Below are 442 nucleotides of genomic sequence, written 5' to 3'. Positions count from 1 at the left end.
CTTATAAATATTCCCCTAAATTAAAATTATATTTAGAAATAGAAGATCAAGAATTAAAAAATACTGAGATTTTAAATAAATATGAAAATTTTGATGAAATAATAATTGAGATTTGTGGTGATGTAGTAAATAGAAGTAATTTACTATTACCTGCAATTAATTCTACGTGGGATAATATATTAAGAGAAAATTTAAAAATATCTAGTAATGATATTAATAAAGCAGATTTATCTGATGAAGAAATATTTAAAAGTTTATTTCCTTGTATAATATCTAATTTAGATACTAATACACTAATAAATTTAAACAATAAAAATCTTATATTTGATAAAATAATTATCATTGAAGATGTCAATAAAATTGATAATGAGAAACTAAATTATATTAATACTTTAAGTAATGATATAATAATCTTTTCTAAAAATTCTATTGATAGTAATAT

General features: G+C 17.6%; 1 protein-coding gene. It reads left to right on the top strand.

What is annotated here, in order from left to right; all coding sequences use genetic code 11:
- Nucleotides 1-442 (top strand): hypothetical protein (locus A500_RS20910; RefSeq protein WP_016209225.1); only part of this gene is annotated, 442 nt, incomplete at both ends.

This window comes from Clostridium sartagoforme AAU1, from assembly GCF_000401215.1.
Taxonomy (GTDB): domain Bacteria; phylum Bacillota; class Clostridia; order Clostridiales; family Clostridiaceae; genus Clostridium; species Clostridium sartagoforme.
This window is presented reverse-complemented; position numbering and strand designations above follow the sequence as displayed.